General features: G+C 64.8%; 17 protein-coding genes. 4 read left to right on the top strand and 13 right to left on the bottom strand.

Going from position 1 to position 16,758, the window contains the following annotated elements:
- Window positions 1-26: 26 nt before the first annotated feature.
- The 5 genes from rpsP to ffh form a co-directional block, all read right to left on the bottom strand.
- Window positions 27-287, bottom strand: coding sequence for a 30S ribosomal protein S16 (gene rpsP / locus ABB26_RS16290; protein ID WP_057635769.1), 261 nt, complete (start codon window positions 285-287; stop codon window positions 27-29).
- Between the two features lie 233 nt (window positions 288-520).
- On the bottom strand, window positions 521-1,321 hold the full coding sequence (locus ABB26_RS16285; protein ID WP_057635768.1) for an aminotransferase class IV: 801 nt from the start codon (window positions 1,319-1,321) through the stop codon (window positions 521-523).
- Window positions 1,318-2,391 carry an NAD(P)H-dependent flavin oxidoreductase gene (locus tag ABB26_RS16280; protein ID WP_057635767.1) on the bottom strand — a complete coding sequence of 358 codons (1,074 nt, stop codon included), beginning with the start codon at window positions 2,389-2,391 and terminating at the stop codon, window positions 1,318-1,320. Before ABB26_RS16280 ends, ABB26_RS16285 begins: the two co-directional genes overlap by 4 nt.
- Before the next feature lie 32 nt (window positions 2,392-2,423).
- A complete protein-coding gene (locus ABB26_RS16275) occupies window positions 2,424-2,858 on the bottom strand; it encodes a hypothetical protein (protein WP_152982719.1) in 435 nt (144 codons plus the stop codon).
- A 40-nt stretch (window positions 2,859-2,898) separates the two neighbouring features.
- Window positions 2,899-4,278, bottom strand: a complete 1,380-nt coding sequence (ffh, locus tag ABB26_RS16270; RefSeq protein ID WP_057635765.1) for a signal recognition particle protein — start codon at window positions 4,276-4,278, stop codon at window positions 2,899-2,901.
- 110 nt (window positions 4,279-4,388) lie between these two features.
- Here ffh and ABB26_RS16265 point away from each other — a divergent pair, with 110 nt between their 5' ends.
- Window positions 4,389-5,180, top strand: coding sequence for a cytochrome C assembly family protein (locus ABB26_RS16265; protein ID WP_057635764.1), 792 nt, complete (start codon window positions 4,389-4,391; stop codon window positions 5,178-5,180).
- 84 nt (window positions 5,181-5,264) lie between these two features.
- Here ABB26_RS16265 and radA read toward each other — a convergent pair whose 3' ends face one another.
- The 6 genes from radA to hflK all read right to left on the bottom strand — a co-directional run bounded on the left by radA (window position 5,265) and on the right by hflK (window position 11,663).
- Window positions 5,265-6,650 (bottom strand): DNA repair protein RadA, encoded by a 1,386-nt coding sequence (gene radA / locus ABB26_RS16260; protein WP_057635763.1) that lies wholly within the window; start codon window positions 6,648-6,650, stop codon window positions 5,265-5,267.
- Between the two features lie 73 nt (window positions 6,651-6,723).
- Complete coding sequence (locus ABB26_RS16255) at window positions 6,724-7,437, bottom strand: AraC family transcriptional regulator (RefSeq protein ID WP_057635762.1); 714 nt, start codon at window positions 7,435-7,437, stop codon at window positions 6,724-6,726.
- Between the two features lie 289 nt (window positions 7,438-7,726).
- Window positions 7,727-9,019, bottom strand: coding sequence for an adenylosuccinate synthase (locus tag ABB26_RS16250; RefSeq protein ID WP_057635761.1), 1,293 nt, complete (start codon window positions 9,017-9,019; stop codon window positions 7,727-7,729).
- A gap of 247 nt (window positions 9,020-9,266) precedes the next feature.
- Window positions 9,267-9,452 carry a DUF2065 domain-containing protein gene (locus ABB26_RS16245; protein WP_057635760.1) on the bottom strand — a complete coding sequence of 62 codons (186 nt, stop codon included), beginning with the start codon at window positions 9,450-9,452 and terminating at the stop codon, window positions 9,267-9,269.
- 253 nt (window positions 9,453-9,705) lie between these two features.
- A complete protein-coding gene (gene hflC / locus ABB26_RS16240; protein WP_057635759.1) occupies window positions 9,706-10,569 on the bottom strand; it encodes a protease modulator HflC in 864 nt (287 codons plus the stop codon).
- A complete protein-coding gene (gene hflK / locus ABB26_RS16235) occupies window positions 10,566-11,663 on the bottom strand; it encodes an FtsH protease activity modulator HflK (protein ID WP_057635758.1) in 1,098 nt (365 codons plus the stop codon). Before hflK ends, hflC begins: the two co-directional genes overlap by 4 nt.
- Window positions 11,664-11,960: 297 nt before the next feature.
- Here hflK and ABB26_RS16230 point away from each other — a divergent pair, with 297 nt between their 5' ends.
- Together ABB26_RS16230 and pilH are read left to right on the top strand one after the other, a co-directional pair.
- Window positions 11,961-12,956: a YhdH/YhfP family quinone oxidoreductase gene (locus ABB26_RS16230; protein WP_057635757.1), complete on the top strand. Its 996-nt coding sequence runs from the start codon at window positions 11,961-11,963 to the stop codon at window positions 12,954-12,956.
- A 107-nt stretch (window positions 12,957-13,063) separates the two neighbouring features.
- Window positions 13,064-13,447 carry a twitching motility response regulator PilH gene (gene pilH, locus ABB26_RS16225; protein ID WP_057635756.1) on the top strand — a complete coding sequence of 128 codons (384 nt, stop codon included), beginning with the start codon at window positions 13,064-13,066 and terminating at the stop codon, window positions 13,445-13,447.
- 101 nt (window positions 13,448-13,548) lie between these two features.
- Here pilH and ABB26_RS16220 read toward each other — a convergent pair whose 3' ends face one another.
- Both ABB26_RS16220 and ABB26_RS16215 read right to left on the bottom strand, forming a co-directional pair.
- Complete coding sequence (locus ABB26_RS16220) at window positions 13,549-13,731, bottom strand: 30S ribosomal protein THX (RefSeq protein WP_057635755.1); 183 nt, start codon at window positions 13,729-13,731, stop codon at window positions 13,549-13,551.
- 107 nt (window positions 13,732-13,838) lie between these two features.
- A complete protein-coding gene (locus ABB26_RS16215; protein WP_057635754.1) occupies window positions 13,839-14,252 on the bottom strand; it encodes a MerC domain-containing protein in 414 nt (137 codons plus the stop codon).
- A gap of 144 nt (window positions 14,253-14,396) precedes the next feature.
- On the opposite strand from ABB26_RS16215, the gene ABB26_RS16210 reads away from it, so the two are divergent.
- A complete protein-coding gene (locus tag ABB26_RS16210) occupies window positions 14,397-16,589 on the top strand; it encodes a TonB-dependent receptor (RefSeq protein ID WP_057635753.1) in 2,193 nt (730 codons plus the stop codon).
- Window positions 16,590-16,758 lie beyond the last annotated feature (169 nt).

Here is a 16,758-nt window from a genome sequence, read left to right as displayed (position 1 = left end):
CCGCGCTTGCGCGCGGCCCGTCAGGATCAGGCCGCGACGGCCTGGGCCTTGGTCGCTTCCTTGTACAGGTTGCGAACCTTGTCGGTCAGCTGGGCGCCATTGGCAACCCACTTGTCGACAGCGGCGATGTCCAGCACGATGCGCTGCTCTGCACCCTGGGCGACCGGGTTGTAGTAGCCGACGCGCTCGATGTTGCGGCCGTCACGGGCGCTACGGACGTCGGTCACGATGATGTGGTAGAACGGACGCTTCTTGGCGCCGCCGCGGGTCAGTCGAATCTTGACCATGGTGGTTTTTCCTCTATTGCCCAGTCGCCAGGATGGCGCGGTAAGCCGGCGATTATAGCGACGCCCAAGACCCATTCCAACCCCGCCGCCGCCCGCCAAGCTGAACATGGTGGTGGTTCCGGGTGCCTGCAGTCCCGTGAATCCCGTGATCTGCCTCCATTGCCACAGGCAAGGGGCGGCTCGGGGAGAGGCCGCTGATTGCTTCCACACCCCGGAAATCACCGCCCCCGACTTTACGTCTGAAGCTCCTGCCAGGGCGTCTGGCCCAATGCCTGCTGCAACAACTGCAGCAGCCGGTCCGACTGCTCAAAGCGCGCCGCGTCAATCCGAGCCACCGGCCACAGCCCCGTGGCATTGCACGCCACAGCGCCGCCGAAGCGCGACAAGGCATCCACGCCGATCTCGCACGACGTATGCGGCTGACCCAACCGATCCAGTCCGGCGATCAGCAATCGCTCGGCAACACCCCGCAGCGCGGCTGCCTGCGGCCACACCACCTGCGCCCCATCCCAGAACGCCAGATTCCAGGTACTGCCCTCGCTCACCCTCCCAGCTTCATCGACGAACACCACATCGTCGAACCCCTCGCGCATGGCATGGCGACGGTGATGGAACAACGGAAACGTGCCGACATGCTTGATATGCGCCAGCTCACGCTGATAGCGCAGCGACATCACCGCGCGCGCCGTCGCCGGCGGCGCGACCGGTGCAGCGATGCCGACCAGCACATCCACCGGCACCGCATGCAGCGGCTGGCGGAAATCAAACGCGCGCGAAAAAACCGTGATGCGCACCGAAGCATCGCGCATGTCGCATTGCGCCAGCGCATCGTTCAACCACACGCACAACTGCGCGCCGTCCAGCGTCGTGTCGAACAACTCATGCGTGGCCTGCTGCAGACGCTGCAGGTGCAACGCCCATCCCTGCGCCGCGCCATTGCGCACCTGCAAGGAAGTGAAATGCCCGTAGTTGACCAGAGCCGCTCCCAGCGCGGCAGCATCGGCCGGCTGTCCGTTGCAGAACAAGCGGCTCATGACAACGCCTGCGCCTGCGCCCACATCGACCGCATGATTTCAGCGGCAGGGGCGCGACGCGCCAGCCATGCCGACTGCCCAGCCCACGCCTGCATCGCATCCAGATGATCGGCAGCATTTGCGTCGCGGCGCATGCCGGCGGTAAGCCCCCGCTGCACGGGATACGGGCGCGGTTGCGGCGCATCAGCGGCTTCGGCCGCACGCACATACGGCGTATCCAGCGCCCGCCCCAGACGACCACTGAAAACCCGCGTGGCGCGCGTTCCTTCCGGTTCGGCATCGGCCAATGCGTGCCGCCAGACCTGCGGGATATCGGATTCATCCGCGGCAAGAAATGCGGTACCCACCTGCACTGCACTGGCGCCGAGCAACAGCGCCGCCGCAACGCCGCGGCCATCGGCAATGCCACCGGCGGCAATCACCGGCACCTGCAGCTTGTCGGCCAGGCGCGGCAGCAGCGCGAACAACCCACTCATCTGCAGTTCGGCCTTCGCTGCGTCGAACGCACCACGATGACCGCCGGCCTCCATGCCCTGCGCAACCACAGCATCCGCTCCGGCAGCCTGTGCCTGCAGCGCTTCATCCAGCGTGGTGGCGCAGGCAAACCAGGCAATGCCCGCGGCTTTCAAGCGCTGCACCTGTGCTGCGGAAAACACCCCCATGATGGTCGAGGCCACGGCGGGCCGCGCGTGGATCAGCGCATCGAGCTGGGCATCGAAATCGGCCGGACCGGCATCACCGGCAGTGGCCGGCACCTGCGGCCCCCACTGTCCGAGGAACTCACGGGTAGCCGCCTCGGCGGCGGCATCGCGCAGCGGTGGCGGATCGGGCACCCACAGGTTTATCTGAGCAGGGCCATGCGACTGCGCCCTGAAAGCCTCCATCCACTGCCCGATCTGCTCCGCCGTGGACAGCACTGCCCCCATCGCGCCCATGCTGCCGGCATTGGCAAGCGCGGCTGACAACGGCACCGGGCAGGCGCCCGCCATCGGCGCCAGCAGGATGGGGAGCTCAACGCCAAAGCGTTCGCAGAACGCCTTGGCCCGAGAGGAAATGGCAGGGGTATGCATGGCGGTCGGATTGCCGCCGGGGCTTGCCCTGCTCAGCGAAGCGAGAGGGCGTAGGAACGCACCAGCTGGCTGTCCATCTCTTCGTTGAAAGTGAAGTTCACATACTGGGCGCCATCGGCTGCGAAATCCACATCCACCCGCGAGCGCCCGATCTCGGTGCCCGCCTCATCCAGCGCACGCGCCATGAAGGCGCCTTTGTAGGGTTTGGTGGCGACCACGTAGACCGACGCATCCTTTGACCCCATGCCGCGACTCTTGCCCAGCGTCACGGTCATGCCATTGCCCGCGACCGACGGGTCAACGTCCAGCTTCAGCGACATGCGCTTGTCCACGCCCTCGCCCAGGCCGGCGACGAAGTCCGTGGCCGTGCCGCTGATCGCGCTGCCCGCCTTCTGCGACAGTGAGCGATCTTCGCCACATGCGGTGAGAGCCAACATCACGGCTACCAGGCAAATTCCTTTCTTCATGCGCATTTTTCCATCCACTGGTTTGAGTTCAATTGCCTGATCAACGGAACGGCAGACCACCCTTGCCACCCATGGCGCCGAGCATGCCCTTCATGTTGCGCATCATGCCCTTCATGCCACCGCCGGCAAGCTTGCTCATCATCTTCTCCATCTGCATGTACTGCTTCATCAGCTTGTTGACGTCAGCCGGCTGAGTGCCGGAGCCGCGGGCGATGCGGGCGCGGCGCGAACCATTGAGCAGGCCCGGGTTGCGACGCTCCTTCTTGGTCATCGAGCCGATGATGGCAATCATGCGCGGCACTTCCTTGCTCTGCGTGGCCTGCTGCTTGAGGTGCTCGGGGATCTGCCCCAGCCCCGGCAGCTTGTCCATCAGGCCGCCAATGCCACCCATGTTCTGCATCTGCTCAAGCTGGTCACGCATGTCGTTCAAGTCGAACTTCTTGCCCTTGGCGACCTTCTCGGCCAGCTTCTGCGCCTTGTCCTTGTCGACCTGCTGCTCGACCTGCTCCACCAGCGACAGCACGTCGCCCATGTCGAGGATGCGGCTGGCCACACGCTCGGGGTGGAACACATCCAGCCCGTCGACCTTTTCACCGGTACCGGTGAACTTGATCGGCTTGCCGGTGATGTAGCGCACGCTCAGCGCGGCACCGCCACGGGCGTCACCGTCGGTCTTGGTCAGCACCACGCCGGTCAGCGGCAGCGCTTCGCCGAAGGCCTTGGCGGTGTTGGCGGCGTCCTGGCCGGTCATCGCATCGACCACGAACAACGTCTCGGCCGGGTTGACCGCTGCGTGCAGGGCCTTGATCTCGGCCATCATCGCTTCGTCGATGGCCAGTCGGCCTGCCGTATCGACCAGCAGCACGTCGACAAAGGACTTGCGCGCGTCATCAATGGCAGCACGGACGATGTCCACCGGCTTCTGCTCGGCGGTCGACGGGAAGAACAGCACGCCGACCTGATCGGCCAGGGTCTTCAGCTGTTCGATGGCGGCCGGGCGATAGACGTCGGCCGACACCACCATCACCTTCTTCTTGCGCTTTTCCTTCAGGTGCTTGGCCAGCTTGCCGACCGTGGTCGTCTTGCCCGCACCCTGCAGGCCTGCCATCAGGATGATGGCCGGTGCCGGCACATTGAGGTTCAGGTCGGTGGCCTGCGAACCCATCACCGCGGTCAGCTCATCGCGCACGACCTTGATCAGCGCCTGGCCCGGGGTCAGCGACTTGAGCACTTCCTGGCCAACGGCGCGGATCTTGATCTTCTCCACCAGCGCCTGCACCACCGGCAGGGCCACATCGGCCTCAAGCAGGGCGATGCGGACTTCGCGGGTTGCCTCGCGGATGTTTTCCTCGGTCAGGCGGCCGCGCCCACGCAGACGCTCGATGGTGCCGGAAAGGCGCTGGGTCAGTGACTCAAACATGCGATGGGACCTGCGGAAATCGTGGAAACAGAGAAGGCAAGTATAACGGGCGGCCCCGCTGCCCGCCGGTTCACATCGCCAGCGGCAGGCCCGTGTGCGAAACTCACGCGATGACAATCGTTCTCATCGCCGCATTCCTGTATCTGCTGGCCACCGCCCTGCTGGTGCGCGCCCTGACGGCTGACCGCTCGCCGCCGCCGCGCCTCTGGCTGTTGCCCGCAGTGGCTGCGGCACTGTTGCACGGCGGTTACCACCTGCTGGTGGCAATGCGGACCGAAGGCGGCCCGGACATGCACTTCTTCGCCGCGCTGTCTCTGGTCGGCCTCGGCATGAGCGTGCTGACCGCACTGGTAGGCGCGCGCGGACGCATGGCGGCGCTGGGCGTGGTGGTGTTCCCGATGGCCGCCATCCTGCTGTTGACCTACCACGGCTACGGCCATGAGCCGAGCAAGCTGCTGGGCTGGCGGCTGGCCACCCACGCATGGCTGGCGCTGCTGGCCTACGCCACGCTGAGCATCGCCGCACTGCTGGCGATCATGCTGTGGCTGCAGGAGCGCGCATTGCGCCAGCGTGATTTCCGCCCTTGGCTACGAGCACTGCCGCCGCTGAGCGATCTGGAAACACTGCTGTTCCGCACCATCGCCGTCGGCTTCAGCCTGCTGACGCTGACCCTGCTGACCGGCGTGCTGTTCGTTGATGACCTGCTGGCGCAGAAGCTGGTGCACAAGACCGTCCTCAGCGTGCTGTCGTGGATCGTGTTCGGCACGCTGCTGATCGGCCGCCGCCGGTATGGCTGGCGTGGCAGCAAAGCCGTGCACTGGACCTTGAGCGCAATGGCGCTGTTGCTGCTGGCGTTCTTCGGCAGCCGATTCGTGATTGAGCTGGTACTGGGCAGCAACTAAGCCATGGCCTCGTCGTGCCGAGCCATGCTCGGCACGAAACATTCCCGGCAAAGTCCCCGGCTGAGTGTGGCTCCGCTCCACCGCCTATTCGGCGGCCGCCTCCAGCGCCTCGGACAACCGCTCCACCGCGATCACTTCCATACCCTTCACCGAGCCGGTCTTGGGCGCATTGGCCTTGGGCACGATGGCGCGCTTGAAACCATGCGTGGCCGCCTCGCGCAAGCGGTCCTCACCATTGGGCACCGGGCGGATCTCGCCGGACAGGCCGACCTCACCGAAGGCGATCGTCTTCTCGGCCAGCGGCCGGTCCTGCAGCGAGGACAGCACCGCCAGCAGCACCGGCAGATCCACCGCCGTCTCCTGCACGCGGATGCCGCCGACCACATTGACGAACACGTCCTGGTCGCCGACCACCACGCCGCCGTGACGGTGCAGCACCGCCAGCAACATCGCCAGGCGATTCTGCTCCAGCCCCACCGCAACCCGACGCGGGTTGGACAACGGTGATGAATCCACCAGCGCCTGCACTTCCACCAACAGCGGACGGGTTCCTTCGCGGGTGACCATCACACAGCTGCCGGGCTGCCGCGTACTACCGCCGGACAGAAAGATCGCCGACGGGTTGGGAACTTCCTTCAGGCCCTTGTCGCCCATGGCGAACACGCCCAGTTCGTTGACCGCACCAAAGCGGTTCTTGAACGCACGCAGCACCCGGAAACGGCTGCCGCTCTCACCTTCGAAGTACAGCACCGCATCGACCATGTGCTCCAGCACGCGCGGACCGGCAATGCCCCCCTCCTTGGTGACGTGGCCCACCAGGAACACGGCGGTGCCGGTCTCCTTGGCAAAGCGCACCAGGCGTGCAGCACTCTCGCGCACCTGGCTCACCGAGCCCGGCGCGGCGGTGACGGATTCGGTCCACAGCGTCTGCACCGAATCGGCCACGATCAACTTCGGCCGCGCACTGGCGGCATGCTGCAGGATGTTTTCAACCCCGGTTTCGGCCAGGCCATTGAGGCCCTCCAACGGCAGATCCAGGCGCACCGCGCGGCCGGCCACCTGCGCCAGCGACTCCTCACCGGTCACATACAACACCGGCAAGGTGCTGGCCATCTTTGCCACCGCCTGCAGCAGCAGCGTGGATTTGCCAATGCCCGGATCGCCACCGACCAGCACCACCGCACCTTCCACCAGGCCGCCACCCAGCACACGGTCGAACTCGCCGATGCCGGTCGATACGCGCAGGTGTTCGGTCTGCTGTACATCCTTCAACGCGGTGATCTTGGGTGCATCGACCTTGCCTGCCCAACCACTGCGACGCGAGGCCGGCGACTTCGCGGCGGCAGCACTTTCCAGCACGATTTCACTGAGCACGTTCCAGGCGCCGCATTCGGTGCACTGGCCCTGCCACTTGCTGTATTCGGCACCACATTCCGTGCAGACGTAAGCGCTGCTTCGGGTCTTGGCCATGGAGGTTCCTGCCTGCGGGGAACCGCAGGATAGCCGAGCGCGGTCGCAACGGCTGCGACCGTGCGCCGGCGATTCAGCCCTGTGCGGCGCGGGCGGCGATCATCGCCCGGTACTGGCGCGGCGCCATGCCCACTTCGGCCTTGAACTTGCGGGTGAACGCACTCTGGTCACTGAAACCACATGCCTGACCGATACTGGCCACGCTTTCATCGCCATGCAGCAGATGCAGCGCGATCTGGATGCGCAGCCGGGTAAGCACCTGCTGCGGGGTCATCTGGAACACCTTGCGGAACGAACGCTCCAGCTTGGACAGCGAGAATCCGGTGATGTCCAGCAGCGTCTGCATGCGCACGTTTTCAGCGTAATGCGTGTTGAGATAATCCAATGCCAGCCGCAACGGTTCGTACTGCGATTCCAGTCCACCGCGCTGGCCAAGGTCACGGGAAATACCGATCAGTCCGACCACGCTGCCATCTTCGATGATCGGACGCTTGCAGGTCAGGCACCAGCCGGGCTGCTGGTTGGCGAGCAACTGCAGCTCCATGACGTTCTCGATCACTTCACCGGCCAGCACCCGTGCGTCCTGCTCGACATAGGCCTCACTCATGCCAGCCGGGTACAGCTCATCGGCACGCTTGCCGATGACTTCGCCGCGTGACTTCACCCCCAGCCGGTGCATCATCGTCAGATTGACGTGCGTATAGCGCCCCTGCATGTCCTTGGCGAAGAACAGCACGCTGGGAATGGCATTGAACAGGGCTTCGATTTCGGCGGGGTCGATTCGCATCAGGTCAATCAGGCTGGCGGCAGGATGAAACGCCGGCCCATTCTAGCCAGCACCGGGGTCTCCCTGCCCCGGCCATTGGTCTGGGTGCGCCCGTGGCTGCTCGTGACAACCCGAACCACTCGGCCAGCCTTGAATCACGCGCGGAGTCTATCGCCCGCACCCCGCCCCCCGGGCAACGGGCAACGTGCTCTACATCGGGACATGATTCTGCTCGACAGCCGACCCGACAAAGCAAAGCCCCGCCGAAGCGGGGCCTTGTTTCAATCATTGATTGCAGCAACGGCTGCGATCAGCCCCACGGATCCTGCAGGACCATGGTGTGGTCGCGGTCCGGACCGGTCGACACGATCGAGATCGGGCAGCCTGCCAGTTCTTCCAGCGCGCGCAGGTAAGCACGGGCGGCCGGCGGCAGCTTGTCCCACTCGGTGACGCCGTGGGTGTTCTCGCTCCAGCCCGGGAACTCCAGGTACACGGGGGTGCACTCTTCCCAGCCCTGCGCATCCAGCGGTGCGTACTCGGTACGCTTGCCGCGGTATTCGTAGGCGATGCAGATCTTGAGCTTTTCCATGCCATCGAGCACGTCGAGCTTGGTGATGCACAGGCCGGAAATACCGTTGATGGCGACAGCGCGCTTCAGCGCGACGATATCCATCCAGCCGCAGCGACGCGGACGGCCGGTCGAAGCACCGTACTCGGCGCCACGGTCACGGATGCCCTGGCCGACTTCGTCGTCCAGCTCGGTCGGGAACGGACCACCGCCAACGCGGGTGGCGTAGGCCTTGGCGATACCCAGCACGTAGTCGATCGCGTCGGCGCCGACACCGGCACCGGCCAGCGCGCCGCCGACGGTGGTGTTGGAGCTGGTGACGTACGGATAGGTGCCGTGGTCGATGTCCAGCAGCGCGCCCTGCGCACCTTCGAACAGCACGCGCTTGCCCTGCTTGCGCAGGTCATGGCAGATGCCGGCAACGTCGGACTTCATCGGCTCGACGTACTCGCCGAAGGCCAGCGCTTCCTTGTAAACGGTGTCGAAATCCACCGCTTCCACGCCCAGGTACTTGGTCAGCACGAAGTTGTGGTAATCCAGCGCGGCACGCAGCTTTTCAGCCAGCTGTTCCGGGTAATGCAGGTCGGCCACGCGGATGCCGCGACGCGCCACCTTGTCTTCATAGGCCGGGCCGATGCCGCGACCGGTGGTGCCGATGGCCTTGCCGCCGGCGGCCTTCTCGCGGGCCTGATCCAGCGCGATGTGGTACGGCATGATCAGCGGCGCGGCCGGGGAGATCTTCAGGCGCGAACGCACTTCAACGCCAGCCGTTTCCAGCTCTTCGATTTCCTTGCACAGGGCGGCCGGGGAAATCACCACGCCATTGCCGATCAGGCACAGCGCGTCATCGCGCAGGATGCCGGACGGAATCAGGTGCAGGACGGTCTTCTTGCCGTTGATGACCAGCGTATGGCCCGCGTTGTGGCCCCCCTGGAAACGGACCACTGCGCCGATTTCTTCGGTCAGCAGATCGACGATCTTGCCCTTGCCTTCATCGCCCCACTGGGCGCCGAGAACAACAACTGATTGACCCATGACGGGTAACTCCTGATTTTTTTGCTGCGGCCATCGGGGCCGCGGACGGGGCCGTGCACTGCCCCTGCTCCGCCATCATGGATGCCCCATCGGGGAGCGTCCGGCAAACGTCAGGGCCATACACGGAAAAAGCCGAACGGGACGCTCTGCTAGGAGCTCACCCGACCGGCTTTTGTGGATTATCCGGGTTTTGCCTGACGGCTACCACCCCTTGGGGTTCAGCCCCCCGGAGCCGGTGGCCGCGCGTTCAGTGGCGTGACCACCACAGCGCCGCCAGCCCGGCAGCCAGCACCAGCGCGCCCATTTTCCGCAGCGACGATGCGGGCAGCTCCAGCATCTGCGACGCCATCCGCTTCCAGGCCAGTGGCGTGGCGAACAGGAACAGACCTTCAAGTACGGCGGCGAGGCAGAGCGCGGAAAGGAAATCTTTCATCGGAGAAAAGCAACGTAGAGGACGGGAAGTAATGGACGTTGACTCTCCCCTCCTGTGTCTGCGGGCCAACAGCCCGGCGGGACCTGCGGGCTGCACGGTGCAGCCACGTAGAGGGGGAGACACATGGATCTGGTGGGCCGAGGGAGCACACGGAACTTTGCGACCCGCTCAAAAACAAAACCCCTCCCCCGGTTGCGGGAGAGGGGCTTTGAGCAACAGCCGAGCAACGATCAGACAACCGGTAACCGGATGATCAACGATCGCTCTTCATGTACTGCAGGAACGGGTCATTCTTGTCGAGCACGATCACGCCGTTGCCATCGGTCATCGAGCCACGGTAGGCCTCAAGGCTGCGATAGAACGAATAGAACGCCGGGTCGGCCGAACCGGCCTTGCCGTAGATCGCAGCCGCCTGGGCATCGCCTTCACCGCGCAGCTGCTGGGCATCACGCTCGGCCTCGGCCACGATGACCGTGCTTTCGCGGTCAGCCTGGGCACGAATGGTCAACGATTGCTCCTCGCCTTCGGCACGCAGCTTGGCGGCCTCCTGCTTACGCTGGGCGCGCATGCGCTCGTAGACATCGGTGATCACCTGACTGTCGGTCGGCAGGTCGATCTGCTTGATGCGCAGGTCGACGATCTGCATGCCCAGCGTCTGGATGGCCTCGTTGATGCTCTTCAGCTGCCCGGCGATCAGCTCGCCACGGTCACCGGACACCAGCGCCTGCAAGGTGCGCGAGTTGATCTGGTTACGCAGCGAGTCGGTGATGATCGGCGCCAGGCGGGCGTTGACCACCTTGCTGTCACCACCGGTGGCACGGTAGTACGCACGCACATCGGAGATGTACCCGATGGCGAAGAAGTCAACGCTGACGTCCTTCTGCTCGGCGGTGAAGTAACGCGCCGGGGCAGTGTCCAGTACCTGCAGGCGACGGTCGAACACACGCACCGATTCCACCAGCGGCACCTTGAAGTGCAGACCCGGCTTGATATCCGCGCGCACCACCTTGCCCAGGTTCAGCACCATCGCTGTCTGGTCTTCACGCACCACGTAGACCGAGCCCAGCAGGCCCAGCAGCACCACGACCAGCAGGCCGATTCCAAGAGAATTTTTCATCGGCCAGCCTCCTCACGATTTGCCGAGCGCGAGACCGAACGGTCCGGGTTGCGGATGCTGTCGGTGGTTGCGGGCAATGCCGGCACCACCATGTCGGGGGTCAGCTGCGGAGCGTTGCCGGTGGACTTCGCATCGGCCGGCATCGGCACGTAGATCAACTGGCGACCATCGCCACCGATGACCTTGCGGTTTTCCGACAGCACCTGCTGCACGGTTTCCAGCCACAGACGCTTGCGGGTGACTTCCGGCGCGTTCTTGTATTCGGCCTGCAACAGGCTGAAGCGGCGCGCATCACCCTCGGAGCGGGCGACGATGGCCTGCTTGTAACCTTCCGCGGTGGTACGGGCACGCGAGGCCTGGCCGCGCGCTTCCGGCACCACCTTGGCGGCATAAGCCTGGGCTTCGTTGATCAGGCGCTCCTTGACCTGCTGGGCACCGTTGACCTCGTCGAAGGCCGGCTTCACTTCTTCCGGCGGACGCGCGTCGGGCAGGGTCAGGCCGGTCACGCTCAAACCGGTGTTGTAGGCCTTCAGCGAGGCCTGCAGACGCTGCTCGGCAACCACGGCCAGCGGGCCACGATTGTTGAGCACGGTGTTCAGATCGGCACGGCCCACCTGCTCACGCACGGCGCTCTGCGCGGACTGCTCGAGCATCTGGTCACCATCAACCGTACCGAACAGGTACAGACGCGGATCATCGACCCGGTACTGCACGTTCAGTGCGACGTTGACGATGTTCTCGTCACGCGTCAGCACCGGCACGTTGCTGCTGAAGGTCTTGATCTGGGTAGCGTTGACCTTGATCACCGATTCCAGCGGCCACGGCAGCTTGAAGTTCGGGCCCGGCTGCAGGATCCGCGAGTACTCGCCGAAGCGCAGCACCACACCACGCTGCTGTTCGCCGATCAGCTGGAAGCTGGAGAACAACACCAGCAGGGCCAGTGCAACCAGCACCCAACGCCAGATGCCGCCATCAAACAGGTCGCGCAACGGCCCGGGCAGACCACCGCCCCAACCACCACCATTGCCGCCGCGTGGCTTGCGGGGCGCACGATTGTCGTCCCCACTGTTGCCGCCGGGTGTATTCCAGGCCATGCATGCTCCATCTGTAAGGGCCGGTGTGCGGGTCGCTCCCCGCCCTGTCCGGCCATCAATCGAATCCCGATTCTAACAAGGGAGTCTCTGAACAAGTTCAGAGGTTCCGCAATCGGCGGGAGTTTCCCGCTGATCGGTTAAGCCTGCGTGTGATCCACCCAGGCCGGTCCGGTGCGCGCCGGGCCAGCGGAATCCCGACAAGTCCCATCATGGCCCTGTCCACACTAGTAATAGGGGCAGACCTGCCGTTTCCCAACCGTTATCGTTGGATGTCCCCGTTCCAATGCAGGTTGCCGCATGTCCACTTCCCCCTCGTTCTCCGCTTTCCGCATCCACAATGACGACGCCGGCTACCGCAGCGGGCTGGAGCAGGTGACGCTGGACCAGCTCAGCCCCGGCGAAGTGGTGATCCGCGCCAGCTGGTCCTCGGTCAACTACAAGGACGCGCTGGCCGGCACCGGCAAGGGCAAGATCCTGCGCCGCTTCCCACTGATCGGCGGCATCGATGTGGCCGGTGAAGTGGTCGCCTCCAGCGATCCGGCCTTCCATGAGGGAGACAAGGTACTGACCACCGGCTGCGGGCTGAGCGAAACCCGTGACGGCGGCTACAGCCAGTATGTCCGGCTGGAGTCGAAGTGGGTCATTCCCCTGCCCGCCGGCCTGTCCCTGCGCGAAGCCATGATCCTGGGCACCGCCGGCTTCACCGCCGCCCTGGCCCTGTTCCGCATGAAGGAGAACCGCCAGACACCCGCGCACGGCCCCTTGGCGGTGACCGGTGCCACCGGCGGCGTCGGCTCACTGGCGGTGGACATCTTCAGCCGTGCCGGATTCGAGGTGCATGCCATCAGTGGCAAGGCCGAAGCCGCGGACTACCTGACCACCATCGGCGCCAGCCAGGTGCTGGGCCGCGATGCGCTTGGCACCACCCGGCCGATGGAGTCGGCCCGTTTCGGCGGCGGACTGGACAACGTCGGCGGGCCGATGCTGACCAGCCTGCTGGCGCAGACCTCGCCCTACGGCAACGTCGCTTCGGCCGGCCTTGCCGCCGCTGCCGAACTGGACATGACCGTGATGCCGTTCATCATCCGCGGCGTGTCGCTGCTGGGCGTGGCCTCGGCCGGCACCGCACGCGATGTGCGCGAACAGGTCTGGCAGCTGCTGGGCAGCGACTGGAAGCCGCGCCACCTGGACACCATCTGTACCCGCGAAGTCAGCCTGGGCGAGCTGCCCGGAGTTTTTGAAACCATGCTGAGCGGCAGATCCTTCGGCCGCACTGTCGTAAGAGTTGATTGACGTCGATCACGCCGCGCCATGGACGTGACGCACAACGCTTCACGTTCAGGGCGGGCCGGCACTACACTCGCCAGCATCTTGGGGAAACAGGATATTGGGGAAACAACATGGCACGCATCCTGATCGTCGACGATTCGCCCTCGCAGTTGATGGGCATCCTGCGCATCGTTGAAAAACTGGGGCACGAAACCTTTACCGCCACCGATGGCGCCTCCGGGGTGGAGGCCGCCAAATCGGTGTTGCCGGATCTGATCCTGATGGATGTGGTGATGCCCAACCTCAACGGCTTCCAGGCCACGCGTACGCTCAAGCGCGAGGCCACCACCCAGCACATTCCGGTGATCCTGGTGACCACCAAGGATCAGGACACCGACCGCCTGTGGGGCATGCGCCAGGGCGCCAAGGCCTACATCACCAAGCCGTTCACCGAGGACGACTTGTCCGAAGTCATCGCACAGGTATTCAGCGCAGAAGCGCCACCGGCCGCCTGATCGGCCGACGGCGTGCATACCGGGCAACACCGCCGGCACAAACGACAACCACAAAAAAAGCGGCGCAAGCGCCGCTTTTTTCGTACCACGCCTGGCTGGGATCAGCCGGCCTTGGCAACTGCCTTCTTCGCCACAGCCTTCTTGGCCGGCGCCTTGGCGACAGTCTTCTTGGCGACCGGCGCAGCTGCGCCCACGGCCACCTTGCTCACCGTATGCGAACGCGAATTGCCGTAGCTGGCGTTGTAACGCTTGCCCTTGGCGGTCTTACGGTCACCCTTACCCATGTCGTCAACTCCTTAGTTTGAAATCAGATTGCCCCGTGCTGACACGGGTTTGGCGAGGCCGCGATGAGCGCCCCCGCGCATGAAGTGGTACAGCCTAGCATGCGCCCTCAATGCGCGCAGCTGGCGTCGTGAACGTGGCGGTGATTCAAGCGCAGATTCAGCACATGCGCGAGCCCGACCAGCACCCCGCCCAAGGTCATCACCACCGCGTGCGGTACCTGTGAATGGTGCAATTCGGCATGCAGCAGCCCGGCCCACAGCAGCACCAATCCCGGCACCAGCAAGGCCAGCGCCAGCAGTGCGCGGTGCCGGTAATAGCCCCAGATCAGGCTTGCCAGACCCAGCAATGTCACAAAGATCACCACGCCCGCCTCGACGCTGTCGCTCAGCCAGAACGACAACCCCAGCGACGGGGCAATGGCAAGCAGCGCCGGCAACACCGCGCAATGCACGGCACACAGCAGGGAACCCGTGGCTCCGAAACGGTCGAGGAACTGGCGTAGTGAGGTCGGCAGGGGCATGACTTCCAGCAGGGTCGGCGAATCGTTATGGAATAATATAACATAATCACCGATCCGAGCCGAACCACCTGCTGCCTCCCCCACTTCGCCTCCGGTTCAGCACGCCCACCAAGTGATACACAGTAACAACGAGGACACTCTTCAATGCATGCACTCCCCCGTCGTTTCAATCGTCATCTCCTTTTCGTCGCGCTGACCGCCGCCCTGCCTGGCATCGCCATTGCAGCGGACAACGACGATGCCGCAAAGAGCCACCACCTGACCGAGCTGTCGGCGGTCAAGGTCACCGCCTCGCCGTTGCAGGGTCCAGCCGAATCGCTGGCGCGCCCGGTCGACGTGCTGGCCGGTGAACGCCTGGACGAGCAGAAGTCCGGCACGCTCGGCGATACCGTAGCCAAGCTGCCCGGCGTGCAGAGCACCTTCTTCGGCCCCGGCGTGGGTCGCCCGATCATCCGGGGCCAGGAAGGCCCGCGCGTGCAGGTGCTGTCCAACGGCGTCGGCAACATGGATGCCTCCACCGTCAGCGCCGACCATGCCACCAGCATCGAGCCGTTCCTGGCCGACCAAATCGAAGTGCTGAAGGGCCCCGCGACGCTGCTGTTCGGCAGCGGCGCCATCGGAGGCGCGGTGAACGTGGTCGATGGCCGCATCGCCAGCGAGATTCCGGACCGTCCGCTCAGCGGCCGTGCCGAACTGCGTGGCAACTCGGTCAACGACGAGCGCAGCGGCATGTTCCGTCTGGATGGCGTCAATGGAAACTGGGTGTTGCATGTGGATGGCCTGGTGCGCAATGGCGATGACTACCGCATTCCCGGCTACGCGGTGATCGACGGCCTGGAAGATCACGATGGACACGACCATGGCGACGCTGATGCCGACGAGCCGCGCCGCGGCCGACTGGACAACAGCTCGGTGCGCACTCGCGCGGGTGGCTTGGGCGCCACCTGGCTGGGTGAAGGTGGCTACTTCGGGGTTTCCGCCGGCACCTATCGCACCAACTACGGCATTCCCAATGGCGCGCATGTGCATGCCGATGACGACCATGGTCATGACCACGATCATGATCACGGCGATGAGGAGGAAGGTGGCGAGCACGATGTCCGCATCGACATGGTGCAGAACCGCTTCGACATGAAGGCCGGTATCTACAACCCGACCGCGTTCCTGAAGAACATCAATCTGCGCGCCGGCTACACCGATTACGAACACACCGAGCTGGAAGGCGGCACACCGTCCACGCGCTTCACCAATCGCGGCATCGAAACCCGCCTGGAAGCCGTGCAGCAGCAGATCGGCGGCTGGGATGGTGCATTCGGCCTGCAGATCAGCAACGGTGATTTCGGTGCCAAGGGCGAGGAAGCCTTCGTGCCCGACACCGGTACCCGCAGCGCGGGCCTGTTCGTGCTGCAGGAAAAGCAGTTCGGCCCGTTCAAACTTGAACTCGGCGCGCGTCACGAACAGATCAAGCTCGACCCGGTCGGCGACTACCGCGCACGCACGTTCGATGCCACCAACCTGTCCGCAGCCGGTATCTGGAAGCTCAACGAGTCGGTTGACCTGCGCTTCGGCATCGACAGCTCCGAGCGCGCTCCGACCAACGAAGAGCTGTACGCAGCCGGCGCGCATATCGCCACACGCTCACTGGAGATCGGCGATGCGAACCTGAAAACCGAACGCGGGCAGCGTGCGGAACTCGGCATCCACACCCACAGCGACCGCCTGGACTTCACCGCTGCGATCTACCAGACCAAGTTCAAGGACTTCATCTACCTGGCCGACACCGGCGTGGTCGAGTCGCTGCCGGTACGACTGTGGACGCAGCAGGACGCCACCTTCAAGGGCGCCGAGGCCGAGGCCACCGTGCACCTGTTTGAAGGTGCAGCGGGCGACTGGGATCTGCGCGTGTTTGGCGACTACGTGAAGGCCGAACTCGATGGCAGCGGCAGCCGCGCCGCCGACATCGCGGTGCCGCATGGTGATCACAACCACAACTACACGGTGGAGCTGGCCAACGGGGGATACCTGCCGCGCATCTCGCCGGCGCGTGCAGGCGCGGACCTGCGCTGGTCACGGGATGGTTGGCGCGCCTCGGTGGGCGCGGTGCGTTACAGCAGCCAGAAGGATGTCGCACAGAACGAGGAGCCCAGCAGTGGCTACACGCTGGTCGACGCGCACATGGCCTACCGCTGGGATCGCAATGGCAGCAACAGCTACGAAGTGTTCCTGGACGGCAGCAACCTGACCAACCGTGAGGCCCGCCCGCATACCTCGCTGCTGCGTGATTACTCGCCACTGCCGGGCCGTGGCGTGGCGTTTGGTATTCGCGCCTGGTTCTGATCGGCTCCGGGTGACTGTCTGAAAACCGCCCCTCTCCCCGCTGGGAAGAGGGGCGGTTGCGTATCCGTACTCCTGGCCCGCCACCCAGCACTTGCGCACTTCCCTCGGCAGTCAGCGTTCCATTTACGGCGCCCTAAATGAGTGCATATACACATAAAATCGGCAGCGT

This window comes from Stenotrophomonas humi (assembly GCF_001431415.1).
GTDB lineage: Bacteria > Pseudomonadota > Gammaproteobacteria > Xanthomonadales > Xanthomonadaceae > Stenotrophomonas > Stenotrophomonas humi.
The sequence above is the reverse complement of the archived record's forward strand: the minus strand, read 5'-3'. Positions and strand labels throughout refer to the sequence as shown.

Bases quoted from the DNA above. Each gene is read 5' to 3' on its own strand.
- rpsP (WP_057635769.1), bottom strand. From the start codon at position 287: ATGGTCAAGATTCGACTGACCCGCGGCGGCGCCAAGAAGCGTCCGTTC.
- ABB26_RS16285 (WP_057635768.1), bottom strand. From the start codon at position 1,321: ATGAGCCGCTTGTTCTGCAACGGACAGCCGGCCGATGCTGCCGCGCTG.
- ABB26_RS16280 (WP_057635767.1), bottom strand. From the start codon at position 2,391: ATGCATACCCCTGCCATTTCCTCTCGGGCCAAGGCGTTCTGCGAACGC.
- ABB26_RS16275 (WP_152982719.1), bottom strand. From the start codon at position 2,858: ATGAAGAAAGGAATTTGCCTGGTAGCCGTGATGTTGGCTCTCACCGCA.
- ffh (WP_057635765.1), bottom strand. From the start codon at position 4,278: ATGTTTGAGTCACTGACCCAGCGCCTTTCCGGCACCATCGAGCGTCTG.
- ABB26_RS16265 (WP_057635764.1), top strand. From the start codon at position 4,389: ATGACAATCGTTCTCATCGCCGCATTCCTGTATCTGCTGGCCACCGCC.
- radA (WP_057635763.1), bottom strand. From the start codon at position 6,650: ATGGCCAAGACCCGAAGCAGCGCTTACGTCTGCACGGAATGTGGTGCC.
- ABB26_RS16255 (WP_057635762.1), bottom strand. From the start codon at position 7,437: ATGCGAATCGACCCCGCCGAAATCGAAGCCCTGTTCAATGCCATTCCC.
- ABB26_RS16250 (WP_057635761.1), bottom strand. From the start codon at position 9,019: ATGGGTCAATCAGTTGTTGTTCTCGGCGCCCAGTGGGGCGATGAAGGC.
- ABB26_RS16245 (WP_057635760.1), bottom strand. From the start codon at position 9,452: ATGAAAGATTTCCTTTCCGCGCTCTGCCTCGCCGCCGTACTTGAAGGT.
- hflC (WP_057635759.1), bottom strand. From the start codon at position 10,569: ATGAAAAATTCTCTTGGAATCGGCCTGCTGGTCGTGGTGCTGCTGGGC.
- hflK (WP_057635758.1), bottom strand. From the start codon at position 11,663: ATGGCCTGGAATACACCCGGCGGCAACAGTGGGGACGACAATCGTGCG.
- ABB26_RS16230 (WP_057635757.1), top strand. From the start codon at position 11,961: ATGTCCACTTCCCCCTCGTTCTCCGCTTTCCGCATCCACAATGACGAC.
- pilH (WP_057635756.1), top strand. From the start codon at position 13,064: ATGGCACGCATCCTGATCGTCGACGATTCGCCCTCGCAGTTGATGGGC.
- ABB26_RS16220 (WP_057635755.1), bottom strand. From the start codon at position 13,731: ATGGGTAAGGGTGACCGTAAGACCGCCAAGGGCAAGCGTTACAACGCC.
- ABB26_RS16215 (WP_057635754.1), bottom strand. From the start codon at position 14,252: ATGCCCCTGCCGACCTCACTACGCCAGTTCCTCGACCGTTTCGGAGCC.
- ABB26_RS16210 (WP_057635753.1), top strand. From the start codon at position 14,397: ATGCATGCACTCCCCCGTCGTTTCAATCGTCATCTCCTTTTCGTCGCG.